Origin of the sequence: Bradyrhizobium sp. STM 3557 (assembly GCF_045571465.1) — a bacterium.
Lineage (GTDB): Bacteria > Pseudomonadota > Alphaproteobacteria > Rhizobiales > Xanthobacteraceae > Bradyrhizobium.
In genome coordinates, this window is record NZ_CP120697.1 from 2,681,474 (window position 1) to 2,694,663 (window position 13,190).

Annotated in this window: 15 protein-coding genes; 9 read left to right on the forward strand and 6 right to left on the reverse strand. The window is 64.8% G+C overall.

Going from position 1 to position 13,190, the window contains the following annotated elements:
• The first annotated feature begins 303 nt into the window (after positions 1-303).
• Positions 304-1,281, forward strand: coding sequence for a magnesium transporter CorA family protein (locus tag P6U24_RS12145; RefSeq protein WP_407159357.1), 978 nt, complete (start codon positions 304-306; stop codon positions 1,279-1,281).
• Positions 1,282-1,453: 172 nt separating this feature from the next.
• Here P6U24_RS12145 and P6U24_RS12150 read toward each other — a convergent pair whose 3' ends face one another.
• Positions 1,454-1,603 carry a hypothetical protein gene (locus P6U24_RS12150; protein ID WP_407159358.1) on the reverse strand — a complete coding sequence of 50 codons (150 nt, stop codon included), beginning with the start codon at positions 1,601-1,603 and terminating at the stop codon, positions 1,454-1,456.
• Between the two features lie 58 nt (positions 1,604-1,661).
• Here P6U24_RS12150 and P6U24_RS12155 point away from each other — a divergent pair, with 58 nt between their 5' ends.
• The 3 genes from P6U24_RS12155 to P6U24_RS12165 all read left to right on the forward strand — a co-directional run bounded on the left by P6U24_RS12155 (position 1,662) and on the right by P6U24_RS12165 (position 4,304).
• Positions 1,662-1,886, forward strand: a complete 225-nt coding sequence (locus P6U24_RS12155; protein WP_407159359.1) for a hypothetical protein — start codon at positions 1,662-1,664, stop codon at positions 1,884-1,886.
• Positions 1,887-2,134: 248 nt separating this feature from the next.
• On the forward strand, positions 2,135-3,100 hold the full coding sequence (locus tag P6U24_RS12160) for a methyltransferase domain-containing protein (RefSeq protein ID WP_407159360.1): 966 nt from the start codon (positions 2,135-2,137) through the stop codon (positions 3,098-3,100).
• Positions 3,101-3,215: 115 nt separating this feature from the next.
• On the forward strand, positions 3,216-4,304 hold the full coding sequence (locus tag P6U24_RS12165) for a helix-turn-helix transcriptional regulator (protein ID WP_407159361.1): 1,089 nt from the start codon (positions 3,216-3,218) through the stop codon (positions 4,302-4,304).
• A 280-nt stretch (positions 4,305-4,584) separates the two neighbouring features.
• Here the strand turns inward: P6U24_RS12165 and P6U24_RS12170 are convergent, their stop codons facing one another.
• The 3 genes from P6U24_RS12170 to pdxH form a co-directional block, all read right to left on the reverse strand.
• The gene (locus P6U24_RS12170; protein ID WP_407159362.1) at positions 4,585-5,121 is read right to left on the reverse strand and encodes a Uma2 family endonuclease; all 537 of its coding nucleotides are present in this window, start codon (positions 5,119-5,121) and stop codon (positions 4,585-4,587) included.
• Between the two features lie 89 nt (positions 5,122-5,210).
• The gene (locus P6U24_RS12175) at positions 5,211-5,930 is read right to left on the reverse strand and encodes an SDR family NAD(P)-dependent oxidoreductase (RefSeq protein WP_407160434.1); all 720 of its coding nucleotides are present in this window, start codon (positions 5,928-5,930) and stop codon (positions 5,211-5,213) included.
• A gap of 200 nt (positions 5,931-6,130) precedes the next feature.
• The gene (gene pdxH / locus P6U24_RS12180) at positions 6,131-6,781 is read right to left on the reverse strand and encodes a pyridoxamine 5'-phosphate oxidase (protein ID WP_407159363.1); all 651 of its coding nucleotides are present in this window, start codon (positions 6,779-6,781) and stop codon (positions 6,131-6,133) included.
• Positions 6,782-6,948: 167 nt separating this feature from the next.
• On the opposite strand from pdxH, the gene P6U24_RS12185 reads away from it, so the two are divergent.
• Together P6U24_RS12185 and P6U24_RS12190 are read left to right on the forward strand one after the other, a co-directional pair.
• The gene (locus P6U24_RS12185) at positions 6,949-7,314 is read left to right on the forward strand and encodes an RT0821/Lpp0805 family surface protein (RefSeq protein WP_407159364.1); all 366 of its coding nucleotides are present in this window, start codon (positions 6,949-6,951) and stop codon (positions 7,312-7,314) included.
• A gap of 122 nt (positions 7,315-7,436) precedes the next feature.
• Complete coding sequence (locus P6U24_RS12190; RefSeq protein ID WP_407159365.1) at positions 7,437-8,393, forward strand: DnaJ C-terminal domain-containing protein; 957 nt, start codon at positions 7,437-7,439, stop codon at positions 8,391-8,393.
• Between the two features lie 447 nt (positions 8,394-8,840).
• On the opposite strand, the gene P6U24_RS12195 is transcribed toward P6U24_RS12190, so the two are convergent.
• Together P6U24_RS12195 and P6U24_RS12200 are read right to left on the reverse strand one after the other, a co-directional pair.
• On the reverse strand, positions 8,841-9,611 hold the full coding sequence (locus tag P6U24_RS12195) for an anti-sigma factor family protein (RefSeq protein ID WP_407159366.1): 771 nt from the start codon (positions 9,609-9,611) through the stop codon (positions 8,841-8,843).
• Between the two features lie 94 nt (positions 9,612-9,705).
• Positions 9,706-10,194, reverse strand: a complete 489-nt coding sequence (locus P6U24_RS12200; RefSeq protein WP_407159367.1) for a sigma-70 family RNA polymerase sigma factor — start codon at positions 10,192-10,194, stop codon at positions 9,706-9,708.
• Between the two features lie 231 nt (positions 10,195-10,425).
• Between P6U24_RS12200 and fabI the strand changes: the two genes are divergently transcribed.
• The 3 genes from fabI to aroC all read left to right on the forward strand — a co-directional run bounded on the left by fabI (position 10,426) and on the right by aroC (position 13,112).
• Positions 10,426-11,256, forward strand: a complete 831-nt coding sequence (fabI, locus tag P6U24_RS12205) for an enoyl-ACP reductase FabI (protein WP_407159368.1) — start codon at positions 10,426-10,428, stop codon at positions 11,254-11,256.
• Between the two features lie 13 nt (positions 11,257-11,269).
• Positions 11,270-11,869: a histidine phosphatase family protein gene (locus P6U24_RS12210; protein ID WP_407159369.1), complete on the forward strand. Its 600-nt coding sequence runs from the start codon at positions 11,270-11,272 to the stop codon at positions 11,867-11,869.
• Between the two features lie 157 nt (positions 11,870-12,026).
• Positions 12,027-13,112 carry a chorismate synthase gene (aroC, locus tag P6U24_RS12215; protein ID WP_407159370.1) on the forward strand — a complete coding sequence of 362 codons (1,086 nt, stop codon included), beginning with the start codon at positions 12,027-12,029 and terminating at the stop codon, positions 13,110-13,112.
• The last annotated feature ends 78 nt before the right edge of the window (positions 13,113-13,190 follow it).

Consider the following 13,190-nt stretch of genomic DNA (forward strand, 5'->3'; position numbering starts at 1 on the left):
GCTACGATTCAGTTGGCTTTCATTATCGTGGAAACCGGCCACAATTCCAGCACTGACCGACCGGCGGCGTGCTGCGACGCGGCGGTTGTGGCTTTTTTGCCGCAAGCTTTCAGCGAGAACGCTGTGATCTGTGACATTCCTGCCGCCCGCATCGGTCCTAAATGCCCATAGCAGAGACATGGACGGCAAAAGCCGATGGACCGGGCCTGAAAGCTGCGTCACAAGGCGAATGCGAGAGGCAGATAAGATGCGTCTCGACTCCGCTGAAATCCAGCAAGAGCCTCGTTCCGTCCGGAGTTTCGCATGCTGTCGGTGTTCGTTCCTACAGACTCCCAGCTCAAGAAGACCACGCCGGGCGACTCTGCTGGGTTGCCGGATCAGGCGGTCTGGATCGACCTGTTCAATCCGACCTCGGCCGAGGACAAGATGGTCGAGAACCTTGCCGGCATCGCGGTGCCGACCCGGGAGGACATGCAGGAGATCGAGATCTCCAGTCGGCTCTACCTGGAGAACGGCGCTCGCTACATGACGGCCACCCTGATGTGCCACTCCGACACCGACATGCCGCGGACCACGGCCGTGACCTTCATCCTGGCCGGGCACCGGCTGGTCACGGTGCGCTACGACCATCCCAAGCCGTTTTCAGTGGTGGAGGCCAAGCTCGCGCGGGCCTGTGCCGCCGGACTCACCGGCGAGATGGTGCTGATCGAGCTGCTCGACGCCGTGATCGACCGCTGCGCCGACATCCTGGAGCGGGCCGGTGCCGATGTCGACCAGGTCAGCCATGAGATCTTCGAGCCGGAGAGCAAGCGCCAGGGCCACGCCAAGCAATATTCCCAGATCCTGATCGCGATCGGCCGCAAGGGCGATTTGACCTCGAAGGTGCGCGAGAGCCTGGTCTCGATCGGCCGGCTCGTTACCTTCCTCTCCGCCGCGGTCGATGGCGTGAAATGGTCCAAGGACATGCGCGAGCAGCTCAAGACCATGCAGCGCGACGTCGCCTCGCTGACCGATCACGCCTCCTATCTGTCCAACAAGATCACCTTCGTGCTCGATGCGATGCTCGGCGTCGTCAATCTCGAGCAGAACAACATCATCAAGCTGTTCTCGGTCATGGCCGTGGTGCTGATGCCGCCGACCCTGATCGCCTCGATCTACGGCATGAACTTCAAGGTGATGCCGGAGCTCGAATGGACCCACGGCTACCCGATGGCGCTGTTGATGATGATCGCGGCGGCGATCGTTCCCTATTATCTTTTCAAGCTGAAGAAGTGGTTGTGAGGCGGCTGCGTGCAGGCCTCGTCCCGGCTAGCTGAATAGTTAGTTGAGCTGACGTTCGGTTCTCTGCGGCATTCACGATTTTGTGCGCCGTAGATCCCCTCATCGTCACGTTTTTCACGATGATGATTCATGTTCGCTTTATTTGTGCGCGAAACGCGACTCTTCTGCGCCATCATTCCTTGTCAACAATGATTTCCGATGCAATGCGGCTGCAAAGCTGCCCCATTTCCTCCAGTAAAATTTGAGCGGTGGGCTGAACGTTTGAAAGAAACTTCTCTGCGATAAGGCCCAGGAAATGCGGCCCAATGCCATGTTCATGCATCGGTCGCCGTTTCAACAGTGGAAGGCGCGTCTACCCGCGCCTTAGCCAAGAGGCAGCAATGGTTGAAAAACGCATAACGGCATCGGAGAACGTGGTCGAGCTCGCCGCCTATCAGCGCGGTCGCGTCGCCGTTGCGGCGCTTGCGTTGTCGCCACGAACCTGCCGTTACTGCGGCGCCGAGCTCGGCGACGACGAGCGTGAGGAGGAATGCTCCAGCGCGCTCAATGTCGACACTGCGCGCCTGCGCTGGCGCGCCGCCCAGATCCTGCGCGGCCTGGTGTGATTGATCTGGCAGGGCGGCCATTGTTGCCGCCCGCCTGATTTTCCTGCATCGCTTCATCTTCTCTTCATCATCGCGATCCGCTCCAAGGCGATGGCTCGCGGGCTCTCTCCGTGAAGATGATGAGAGATCACTGATCAACTACAAAGTGATTGTGGCGTCTTCCGCGCGCTTTGACCCGTTTGGGTCATGCCGCTGATGCGCATGATCGCTACCCTGCACGGCATGAACCGGCAGTGGGGAAGCGGATTATGAGCGCGCAGGTTTTGCCGTTTTTAGGGCGCCCCGATGGCGCCGATGATGCATCCGAGTTGTTCGACGAGGTGATGGATCTGTTCTCGCAGCGGACGGCGTCCGAGGCGATGACCCGGCTGGTGCAGGGGCTGCACGGATTGCGGCGGACCCTGAGCGCGGGCGCGTGGCGCGCGGTGAAGAGCGACTGGATGCAGCATCCGCTGGCCCGCATCGTCCATCAAGATCCGCTGACGAGCTGGTCCTACCGCAAGCCGCGCGGCTACCCCGGTGACGCGAGGCTGCTCGACTTCGTCGACGGCGGGCCGTGCGTTGCCGCCGACATTGCGGCCGCGACCGAGCTCGGTCGCGCCATCTACGCCTGCACCAGCCGGTCCAGGGTCGCGGTCGGTCTGCGCGAGCGCCGGCATATCGTTGCCGATACCGTCGATCGCGTCGCGCGCAAGGCAGCCGGCAAAATCTCGGTGCTGTCGTTGGCCGCGGGACATCTGCGCGAGGCGGATTGCTCGCAAGCTCTGACCAACGATCGTGTCGCGCGCTGGGTGGCGCTTGACCATGATCCCGATAACCTCGCGCTGCTTCGCAAGCGTTTTGCCGGTTCGGTTGTCGAGGTCTGCGACGGCACCGCCTGTGGCCTGATCGAGGATGACCATAAGCTCGGTCAGTTCGACCTGATCTCGGCTGCAGGGCTCTATGACCACCTCGAGGCGACCTTTGCACGGCGGCTGACAGAGGCCGCGTTCCGGAAGCTGAAACCGGGAGGCACGCTGCTGTTCTCGAATATTGTGTGCGGGATCGAGACCGACGGTTTCATGGAAACCTTCATGGGCTGGCCGTTGATCGATCGCAACGAGGATGCGATGGCCAAGATCTGGTCCGATCTGCCAACGGACGAGATTGCCGTGCGCTGGCTGTTCACGGACGCCAACCAGGCCATGATCTACGCGTTGGTGCAGCGGATTTGAGCCGACTAACGTCGAATATCCAAGCGGTGAACCTCGCGCGGTAGTGTGAGACCAAACGATATTGCCGCCTCCGTCGCATCGGACGATGGGCGGATTTGATGGTCGCGGCCGCCTGATGAGACATTGGAATTTGCACAAGGTCGAGGAGGCCTTCACCGCCGCGGCCCTCGATCCGGCACGCTGGACCGATGCGCTCGGCTGCATTTCCGCAGAAACCGACTCGACCGGCGCGCTGCTGCTGCCGGTGAGCGGTGGTCATATGCCGAACGTCCCGGCCACCGAAGGACTCGCGCGGGCCACCGAGACCTATTTCCGCGATGGCTGGCACCTGCAGGACCAGCGGTACCATGGCGTACCGAAGATGCGCCAGGTCGGCGTCGTCGACGACCGCGATTGTGTGCCGGCCGACGAGATCGAGCGGCATCCGTTCTATCAGGAGTTCCTGGCACCGCTCGGGCTGCGCTGGTTCGCCGGCGTCAACATGCAGGCCGGCGATGATGTCTGGTGCGTCTCGGTCAACCGCAGCATCGCACGCGGGCCGTTCTCGCCAGGCGAGAAGCGGCAACTCGGGCAGCTGTCGCGCAAGCTCGCCGGCGCCGCGGCGCTGGCGCGGGCGCTCGGCCTTGCGGCATCGACCGCGACGCTGGAGGCGTTCGACGTCAGCGGCACGGCGGTCGTGCTGCTCGACCGCCAGACGCAGGTGATCAGAACCAATCGCGCGGCGGACCGGCTGGTGCGTGAGCACGGCGTCCGGATCGTCGGCAGGTATCTCACTCCGGTCGATCCGGCGGCGGCGACCGCACTGAACCGCGCGCTGCATCAGCTCTTGTGGGCTCGCACCGGCGCAAGCCTGATGCCGGCGATCGCGCTGCCGCGCCCCGCGCAGCCGCCGATCCTGGCCTATCCCTTGAGGCTGCCGAGCCTCAGCGCAAATCCATTAGGTCCGGCGCAGGCGGCGATCGTGCTGGTCGATTCACGGGCAAAGGTCACGACGCCGGAAGCCAGCCTGCGGCAAGCGTTTCGGCTCACCCAGGCCGAGGCGCGGCTCGCCGCGCGCATGGCGGCGGGCGAGGCGCTGAACGATGTCTGCGACCGTCTCGGCATCGCCAAGGAGACCGGCCGCAACCAGCTCAAGAGCATCTTCGGCAAGACCGGCGTCAACCGCCAGGCCGAGCTGGTGCTGCTGATGTCACGGATGTTGTGAGGGCAGGGCGCGATAGGCCGCTTGCTTATCGGTGAGACGCGGTCGGTGCTCGCACCAAGCTCCGTTGTGGTCCCCGGACAGGCGAAGCTCCCGTCTGCTACTGAATAGAACTAAATCAATCGCGCGAGCGCGATCCGGGACCCACAATTACAGGATCGAGTTGGTGCAGAAACTGTAGACCATAGCCGTCTTGTCGACCGTCACTGATGCCGCCGCGGCTGCAACGGCGTACCGTCGTAAATCCGAGCGACCGCACAGCGCAATCCAAAGCCCGGCAGGTTCAATTCATCCGCAGGGCCAGCGTCCGCGTAGTCCAGCCTGGCTCCGCTCTCACATCGACACGGACCTCCATCCGGTCCTGCTCAATCATGAGTACCGCCTCGCATGCCGGATGCGCCAGATAGATCGAACGCTTGACTTCGCTCCATCTTGCGCCGGTTTCGGGGACGCGCATATCGTCGGATGACGAAACGATCTCAGCGAGCAAGTAGGCCTGCTCGACGAATCGCTGGCCCGGCGCGAACGCGGCATCGATTCCAGCTATGTCCGGCTCAGGCCTGAATTCGCCGGAACCGAGCTCAATGCCTGGACGCTGCAGGGCAATGCGATCCGGCGCCTGCGCCGCCAATGCGTCGTTGAGCAGCCGTTCTAGATTGCCCGCGATGCGATTGTGCGTGAGGGTCGGCGGCGTCATCATCATGGGGACACCTGCGACCAGCTCCCAGCGCTCGTGATCCGGACGCCCTTCCTGAAAAGCACGGAAATCCCTCCCGGACATCCGTCCGGCCTGGGCAGGCTGTTCAAGTTCGATGCCCATCGGCTTCTCCGGCGGTCGTGAAGGCGAGCTTATCCGACCTTCGAAGCCTTACATATGGTTCCCCGATCGACAAGCCGCCACCTCACCTCTCACACGTGCTGGCCGCCATTGATGTGGATCTCGGCGCCGTTCACGTAAGAGGAGGTCTCCGTGCACAGCACGTAGATGATCTTGGCGACCTCGTCAGGCGTGCCGAGCCGGTGCATCGGAATCTGCTCGGCGACGATCTTCTCGGTGCCGGGCGAGAGGATCGAGGTGTCGATCTCGCCGGGCGCGATCGAGTTGACGCGCACGCCGATCCGGCCGAAATCGGATGCCATTTCCCGCGTCAGTGCCGCCAATGCCGCCTTGGAGGTCGCGTAGGCCGCACCGGCGAACGGGTGAACGCGCGATCCTGCGATCGAGGTGACATTGACGACGGAGCCTTTCACCGCCTTCAGCTCCTCGATCAGTCCGCGCGCCATCATGATCGGGGCAAAGAAGTTGACGCGGAAGACGTGATTCCAGGTGTCGAGATCGGTATCGACGCTGCCGAGCCGCGAGCCGCCCGGGCCCTTCGGCGAGATCGCCGCGTTGTTGACCAGCGCGTGCAGCGCGTTGCCGTCGAGCCTGCGCTTGATCTCCTCGATCGCGCGCAGCGTGTCGTCGGGATCGGCGAGGTCGACCTGGATGTGGTCCTCGGGCCCGCCGTCCCAGGGGCATTCCTCGGGAAACGGGTGCCGCGAGCAGGTGATGACGCGCCAGCCGGCGGACGAGAAGCGGATCACCGTGGCGTGGCCGATGCCGCGGCTGGCGCCGGTCAGGATCATTGTGCGTCGTGGCTGGTTGGAGGGCATCGGACTTTCTCTTGTTCTCTCGGTCTCCATCATGGCCGACCGGAGCGCGTCTTGATTGATTGCATCTTCATTCCGGGGCGACCCGCTAGCGTCGAGCCCGGAATATCGAGATTCCCGATGCGCAATTGCGCATCTGTGGTCCGGTCCTTCGGACCATCCCGGAATGACCGGGTTTACGGATACATCCGCACTTTCTCCCACGCGCCGTCCGGCACGTCCCGGCGGAATTCGATGCGGTCGTGCAGGCGGAACGGGCGGTCGTGCCAGAACTCGATCCGCAAGGGCGCGACGCGCCAGCCGCTCCAGCCCGGCGGGCGCGGCACCTCGCCGATGATGTATTGCGCAGCGACCTTGGCGATCGCCTGCTCGAACGCAAACCGGCTCTCGAGCGGCTCGGATTGCTTGCTGGCCCAGGCGCCGAGCTGAGCCTGTTTCGGCCGAGTGGCGAAATACGCGTCGGCTTCGGCATCGGTCACCGGTGCGACCAGCCCGCGGATGCGCACCTGCCGACGCAGCGATTTCCAATGGAAGAGTAGAGCCGCCTTGGGATTTGCGGCGAGCTCGCGGCCTTTCTGGCTGGCCTTGTGGCTGTAGAACACGAAGCCCGCCTCGTCATAGCCCTTCATCAGCACCATGCGGACGTCGGGCAGGCCGGTCTCGTCCACCGTCGACAGCGCCATGGCATTGGGATCGTTGGGCTCGCTCTTGGCCGCCTCCGCAAACCACTCGGCAAAAAGTGCAAAGGGCTCCCCGGCCGCGGTGAAATCGCCGGAGTGACCTGATGTTAAGGTTGTCTGGTGTTTGATGGTCGTGGGGTCGTTCATGGAGGGGAGTCCAGGTTTTGCGTTCACCCGCGGCCAAGAGCGCGCTGCAGTGCCGTTCCGTTCCGGTCCTATATAAGGCATCGGGTCGGATTGGCCTATCGGCGATCGGCCCCGCCGGCACCGCGCTTACACTTATTCTGATCGCCCTGTCGGGGGCGGGATGCAGCATGTCCCGCTCGGAGAATTCGTTTGCCAGCATGCTCGATGGCGAGGCGACCGGCTCGCTCGCCCCGCACCCGGCGGTGTCCACGCCGACCGAGGCTGATCTCGCCTTCGCCCGCAATGCGGCGTCCGATGTGCTGACCCGCGGCGACAAGGATTCCAGCCAGCCCTGGCACAATCCGCAGAGCGGCGCGCATGGCTCGGTGACCCCGATCGCCAATTCCTATGCGGATGACGGCGGCCGCTCCTGCCGCGATTTCCTGGCATCCTATGTCAATGGCAGCACCGAGCGCTGGCTCCAGGGCTCGGCCTGCCGCACGCGCCGCGGCCATTGGGAGATTCACATCATGAAGCCGTGGAAGCAGGGCTGAATCCCGCTCCGTTCGAGGGTCTGGAACCCGTTGCAAAAATACAACGGCGTCCCCAGATGAAATGCAAAGCGGGCGGGGAGCCCTTAGGTTAGTATCTGACTTTCTGTAAGGAGACGTGACGGATGCGCGACCCCTATGAGGTCTTGGGGGTGCCGCGGAGCGCAAGCGCTGCGGCCATCAAGAGCGCCTATCGCAAGCTTGCCAAGAAGCACCACCCCGACAACAACAAGAACGACCCGAAGGCCGCGGCCAGGTTCGCCGAGATCAACTCGGCGAACGAGATTCTCGGCGACGAGGATAAGCGCAAGCAGTTCGATCGCGGCGAGATCGACGCCGAGGGCAAGCCGCGCTTCCAGGGCTTCCCGGGGGGCGGTGGCGGCCGTGCCTCGCCGGGTGGCGGCTTCGAGAGCTATTCGTTCCGCACGGGCGGCGGGCCGGGAGGTTTCGGCGGCACCGGCTTCGAGGACATCCTCAACAGCATGTTTGGCGGGGCTGCCCGCGGCGGCCGGCCGGGCGGCGGCAGTCAGTTCGACTTCGATGCCGGCGGCATCGGGCTCGATCTCGATCTCAACGTCTCGATGTCGGTGACGCTGGAGGAAGCGGTCGCCGGCGGCGAGAAGCGGGTGCGGCTGCCGAACGGCAGGGAGCTCAACGTCAAGATCCCGGCGGGCATCACCGCCGGCCAGCAGATCCGTCTGAAAGGGCAGGGCGAGAGCGCGCCCGGCCACCGGCCCGGGGACGTCCTGATCACGATCCAGATCGCGCCGCATCCCTACTTCAAGGTCGAGGGCAGCGACATCAAGCTCGATCTGCCGATCACGCTGTATGAGGCGGTGCTGGGCGGCAAGGTGCGGGTGCCGACGCTCAGCGGTGCAGTGGAATTTCCGATTCCGAAGAACACCTCGAGCGGCCGCACCTTCCGCCTCAAGGGCAAGGGCCTGCCGAAGGCCGGCGGTGCCGGCGATCTGTTCGTCACCACCCGCATCATTCTACCGGATGGCAATGACGCGGATCTCGAGGCCTTGATGCAGAAGTGGCGCGACCGCCACCCCTACAATCCGCGCAGCAATCTCGGGTAGATGAGGCCGATCCCAGGCGGCAGCGGAGGTTCACCTCTTCCCACCGGGGAGAGGTGAACCGACATCGCGGATGCGCTCTGCTTCAATCGAAACGCCTCCCACGCAGCGACGAGGGAGCGCAGCGATGAAAAAAGTGCGGCCTCGAGAGGGGGACCAGCGCGGTACCAAACCCCAATCGAGGCCGCGGTGCGTGTCGATCGGCGGATCGAACGCTACTCATTTTTTTGTGAGCATTCGGTGCGATATTGAGACGCGCCGGTGACCTGATTGAAGATTTTCGATGACGGAATTGGGACATTCGCGCTCGGCGTGTTGTCTCAGCAGAGCACGCGTCGGCGGGGCTGTGAGTTGCCCCGACGATGAATTTGCCGGCAACTGCACTGGAATCATGGGTTTGCCCGCGTCCTTCGGCTGCCATCCCAGCGCGATATGTGCAACGCACGCGTGTCAGCCACCGACCTTCTCGGTCTGGTCATAAACAAGGCGCGCAACCTGTGTTAGGCGCTCGCGGTCATTGCCGCCGCTCACGACATAGCCCACGCCGCGATCGGCCCAGAACAGTGCGCCGGTACCGCCCTCCGTTGTGTAACGCATCTGCGTCGCGTCAGTGGCGGCCTTGGCTGCGTAGACGGTGAAGCGCTCGCCGGATGAGCCCTCATACATCAAGAACGAGGCGGGGCCGCGCGGCCCGGGGAGCAGGCGGCCGCCGACCAGCTTGAGCCCGGCAGCTTCCAGCTCGGGCGCATGCACCGCTCGGCCGCAGCGGCGGGTCAGCCATTGCTGCAGGTGAGTCTTCTCGTCGCCGGGGACCTCGACGGGATGACGCACCTCGACGACATAGAGCCGATGCGCATCCAGCGCATCGTTGGTGAGGTTCTGAAACAGGGACGGTGCGGCAGCAACGCCATGCGCGATCCAGCCGGCCGCGCCGCCGGCGATGAAAGCGACGAGGCTGGCCGCGACAGCGCCGTAGATCCAGCGGCGCGGCTGCCGCACCAGCCGCTCCAGCTCCAGCCGCTGCGGCACCGGCTCGTTGACGACGGCGTCGTAACGCGCATGCAGGGCATCGGCCATCTCTCGCCAGGACTGCACGCGCGCAGCGTCATCGGGATGCGCCGCCAGCCAAGCCTCGACATCGCCGCGGCGCTCGGCCGGCAGCTCGTTGTCGACAAAGGCGTGCAGCTCGTCCTCGGTGACGGGAATTTCCGGATGTGTCATTGCTGTCGTCTCACTTCCCAGGGATCGCCCTGCATGGACATGCGACGGGTCGAGCATGCCACGGCGGTATTGTCATCACGTTGCTGGCCATCGTTCATTTCACTCTCCGCAGTGCAGGGCGGGCGCCTTCGAGGGCGGCGCGGACATGCGCGCGGGCGCGGGCGAGGCGGGACATCACGGTGCCGATCGGCACGCCCTGGATGTCGGCGACCTCGCGGTAGCTCAGTCCCTCCAGCATCACCAGCAGCAGCACCGCGCGCTGCTCCTCCACCAGCGTCGCCAGCGCCCGCTCGATGTCGCGTCCCTCCGCCTCGGTGCCGCTGGCATCCGGATTGTTCTCGGCAAGCGGCACGAATTGCGGACGCCTTGCCAGCGACCGGCGGCGGTTCTTGTTGAGGTTGGTCAGGATCGTGTAGAGCCAGCTCCTGATATCGCCGCCCAGAAACAGCCGCTCCGAGCGCAGCGCCCGCACCAACGTGTCCTGCACCAGATCGTCGGCAGCGTCGCTGTCGCGGGCGAGCGCGCGGGCATAGCGGCGCAGCGCCGGGATCATCGCTTCAACGCTCTGGCGAAACGCACTCATCTGCCGCCTCTCGGCTCTCAGGTTTGTCCGGATGGCGCGATCGCGCGAAGCGCCCCTTGAGCCCAACATAACACCACGGTGTACAGGGCTATTCCGCGGCGCCATAGTGGGCAACATCGTGCCCGCCAAAGGCAGTTCAGCGGGCGTGGAACAATCGCATACCATTTGGGGCTGTACCGGAATGAACCGGTGGTGTACGTCCATTCCTCAACACCTTGGATGGGAAAGCGGATGTCGCAGAATTCAGGTTTGATGCAGGGCAAGCGCGGGGTTGTTCTCGGCGTCGCCAATAACCGCTCGATCGCCTGGGGCATTGCCAAAGCGGCGCGCGCGGCCGGTGCCGAGATCGCACTCACCTATCAGGGCGACGCGCTGAAGAAGCGCGTCGAGCCGCTGGCCGCGGAGCTCGGCGGCCTCGTGCTCGGCCATTGCGACGTCACCGATCCCGCCAGCATCGACGCGGTGTTCGAGGTCCTGAAAGAGAAGTGGGGCAAGATCGATTTCGTCGTGCACGCCATCGCCTTTGCCGACAAGGACCAGCTCGACGGCCGCTACATCGAGACCACGCAGGACAACTTCACCAAGAGCATGCTGATCAGCTGCTACTCGCTGACCGCGATCGCGCAGCGCGCCGAGAAGCTGATGACGGACGGCGGCTCGATCATCACGCTGACCTATTACGGCGCCGAGAAGTGGATGCCGCATTACAACGTGATGGGCGTCGCCAAGGCGGCGCTGGAGGCCAGCGTGCGCTATCTCGCCGCCGATCTCGGCGAGAAGAACATCCGCGTCAATGCGATCTCGGCGGGACCGATCAAGACGCTGGCCGCCTCCGGCATCGGCGATTTCCGCTACATTCTGAAATGGAACGAGTACAACGCGCCGATGCGCCGCACCGTGACCATCGAGGAGGTCGGCGACAGCGCACTGTATCTGCTCTCCGACCTGTCGCGCGGCGTCACCGGCGAGGTGCACCATGTTGATTCCGGCTATCACGTGGTCGGCATGAAGCGGCCGGACGCGCCGGACATCGCGCTCGGCGGCTCGGCCTCCAAGGACTGACGCATCGACTGCAATGCCCGCGCCGACCATCTACTACATCCGCCACGGCGAGACGGAATGGAACGCGCTGGGCCGCCTGCAGGGCGCGCAGGACATTCCGCTCAATGATCTCGGCCGCGTCCAGGCCACCCATGCCGGCGGCGTGCTGGGCCAGCTCGTCGCGCGCGACGGTCGCGACATCAAGCGGCTTCCCTTTGTCGCGAGCCCGCTGGGGCGGGCGCGCGCGACCATGGAGCTGGTGCGCAAGACGGTGGGCCTGTCCGCTGACGGCTACGCGCTCGACGACCGGCTGCGCGAGATCGGCTACGGCAAGTGGGAGGGCGCCACCTTGCCGGAGATGCAGGCCGCCGATCCCGCCTTCTACGCCCGCCGCCAGACCGAGAAATGGACGCTGGCGCCGGAAGGTGGCGAGACCTATGCTGACGTCGAGCGCCGCGTCCGCGCCTGGTATGACACGATCACGACAGACACCGTTGCGGTCGCCCATGGCGGCACGGCGCGGGCGCTGATGGTGGCGCTGGGCTTCGAGACGCCGCAAAGCGCTGTCGATCTGCCGATCCAGCAGGGCGCGGTCTACGTGTTCGGCGAGGATGGGCTGAAGAAGTATAGTTAATTCGCACCGCCATTCCGGGGCGAGGCGCAGCATCGAACCCGGAATCTCGATATGGGTCCGACAATCCTGAGATTTCCCCGATGCGCAATTGCGCATCTGAGGTTCGCCGCTGCGAGGCGCCCCGAAATGACAGTTCCTGGTTGGTAGAAAACGCACCATGTCCTTCAACACCTTCGGCCATATGTTCCGCGTCACTACCTTCGGCGAGAGCCATGGGGTTGCGATCGGCTGCGTGGTCGACGGCTGCCCGCCGCGGATTCCGCTGCTTGCGGAGGACATCCAGCGCGATCTCGATCGCCGCCGCCCCGGGCAGTCGCGCTTCACGACCCAGCGCCAGGAGCCGGACCAGGTGAAGATCCTGTCCGGCGTGATGGCCGATCCCGACAGCGGCGCACAGGTCACCACCGGCACGCCGATTGCGCTGCTGATCGAGAACACCGACCAGCGCTCGAAGGACTATTCCGAGATCAAGGACAAGTTTCGCCCCGGCCATGCCGACTTCACCTATGAGGCGAAATACGGCCTGCGCGACTATCGCGGCGGCGGCCGCTCCTCGGCGCGGGAGACCGCGACCCGCGTCGCCGCCGGCGCCATCGCGCGCAAGATCCTGACGGGCGTCAAAGTGCGCGGCGCCTTGGTGCAGATGGGCCCGCACAAGATCGATCGCGCCAACTGGGACTGGGACGAGGTCGGCAGCAATCCGTTCTTCTGCCCCGACAAGGCGAAGGCGGCGTTCTTCGAGGAATATCTCGACGGCATCCGCAAGAGCGGCTCGTCGATCGGCGCCGTGATCGAGGTGGTTGCCGAGGGCGTGCCGGCCGGCCTCGGCGCGCCGCTCTACGCCAAGCTGGACGCCGATCTGGCGGCCGCGATGATGAGCATCAATGCGGTGAAGGGCGTGGAGATCGGCGCCGGCTTTGCGGCGGCCGAACTGACCGGCGAAGAGAATGCCGACGAGATGCGCTCGGGCAATGACGGCACGCGCTTCCTGTCCAACAATGCCGGCGGCATTCTCGGCGGCATTGCCACCGGCCAGCCGGTGGTGGTGCGCTTCGCCGTGAAGCCGACCTCATCGATCCTCACCCCACGGCTGACCGTGGATCGCGAGGGACACGAGACCGAGATCCTGACCAAGGGACGCCACGACCCCTGTGTCGGCATCCGCGCGGTGCCGGTCGGCGAGGCGATGATGGCCTGCGTGCTGGCCGATCATCTGCTGCGCCACCGCGGCCAGGTTGGCTAGGCGAGGCCGTCGTTGCGAGGCGCGTCAGCGCCGAAGCAACCCAGACTTCCTTTTGGACTCTGGATTGCTTCGCTGCGC

What these genes read in the sequence shown, in the direction of transcription:
- P6U24_RS12175 (WP_407160434.1), bottom strand. Translation starts at nt 5,930, where the DNA reads ATGATCCTGACCGGCGCCAGCCGCGGCATCGGCCACGCCACGGTGATC.
- fabI (WP_407159368.1), top strand. Translation starts at nt 10,426, where the DNA reads ATGTCGCAGAATTCAGGTTTGATGCAGGGCAAGCGCGGGGTTGTTCTC.
- P6U24_RS12170 (WP_407159362.1), bottom strand. Translation starts at nt 5,121, where the DNA reads ATGGGCATCGAACTTGAACAGCCTGCCCAGGCCGGACGGATGTCCGGG.
- P6U24_RS12145 (WP_407159357.1), top strand. Translation starts at nt 304, where the DNA reads ATGCTGTCGGTGTTCGTTCCTACAGACTCCCAGCTCAAGAAGACCACG.
- pdxH (WP_407159363.1), bottom strand. Translation starts at nt 6,781, where the DNA reads ATGAACGACCCCACGACCATCAAACACCAGACAACCTTAACATCAGGT.
- P6U24_RS12190 (WP_407159365.1), top strand. Translation starts at nt 7,437, where the DNA reads ATGCGCGACCCCTATGAGGTCTTGGGGGTGCCGCGGAGCGCAAGCGCT.
- P6U24_RS12155 (WP_407159359.1), top strand. Translation starts at nt 1,662, where the DNA reads ATGGTTGAAAAACGCATAACGGCATCGGAGAACGTGGTCGAGCTCGCC.
- P6U24_RS12150 (WP_407159358.1), bottom strand. Translation starts at nt 1,603, where the DNA reads ATGCATGAACATGGCATTGGGCCGCATTTCCTGGGCCTTATCGCAGAG.
- P6U24_RS12200 (WP_407159367.1), bottom strand. Translation starts at nt 10,194, where the DNA reads ATGAGTGCGTTTCGCCAGAGCGTTGAAGCGATGATCCCGGCGCTGCGC.
- P6U24_RS12210 (WP_407159369.1), top strand. Translation starts at nt 11,270, where the DNA reads ATGCCCGCGCCGACCATCTACTACATCCGCCACGGCGAGACGGAATGG.
- P6U24_RS12195 (WP_407159366.1), bottom strand. Translation starts at nt 9,611, where the DNA reads ATGACACATCCGGAAATTCCCGTCACCGAGGACGAGCTGCACGCCTTT.
- P6U24_RS12160 (WP_407159360.1), top strand. Translation starts at nt 2,135, where the DNA reads ATGAGCGCGCAGGTTTTGCCGTTTTTAGGGCGCCCCGATGGCGCCGAT.
- P6U24_RS12165 (WP_407159361.1), top strand. Translation starts at nt 3,216, where the DNA reads ATGAGACATTGGAATTTGCACAAGGTCGAGGAGGCCTTCACCGCCGCG.
- P6U24_RS12185 (WP_407159364.1), top strand. Translation starts at nt 6,949, where the DNA reads ATGTCCCGCTCGGAGAATTCGTTTGCCAGCATGCTCGATGGCGAGGCG.
- aroC (WP_407159370.1), top strand. Translation starts at nt 12,027, where the DNA reads ATGTCCTTCAACACCTTCGGCCATATGTTCCGCGTCACTACCTTCGGC.